This window comes from Pseudomonas sp. HY2-MNA-CIBAN-0224 (genome assembly GCF_040310285.1).
In the GTDB taxonomy this organism is placed as follows: Bacteria; Pseudomonadota; Gammaproteobacteria; order Pseudomonadales; family Pseudomonadaceae; genus Aquipseudomonas; species Aquipseudomonas helleri.
Genome location: NZ_JBEOPQ010000470.1, coordinates 1 through 276 on the forward strand (window position 1 = coordinate 1; position 276 = coordinate 276).

Annotated in this window: 1 protein-coding gene; it reads right to left on the reverse strand. The window is 43.1% G+C overall.

What is annotated here, in order from left to right:
* On the reverse strand, window positions 1-276 hold a 276-nt coding region (locus AAEZ03_RS27200; protein WP_350582945.1), incomplete at both ends, for a hypothetical protein.

The following is a 276-nucleotide window of genomic DNA, read 5'->3' on the forward strand; positions in this document are numbered from 1 at the left end:
CCTTCAATATGAGCAATGTTGCCGTCATCATCGCGTTCAACACTGATAATAATGTTATAAGTGCGATGCACGTCGATACCTTGAGCCTCAAGACTCATCAAAATAGTATCTACTAAAAATGGTCTGTCGTACGCCACTATTTGTATGACCGTGTGCGAGCTGTGGAAATGCTGCTCTTCTGCTTTTGGGTTCAAAATAGCGAGTTGCGGTTGTTTACCATCATAAGACTTGAGTAGCGTAAAATGATGGAGCGCCATGCCTGCTAAGTCAGTATTG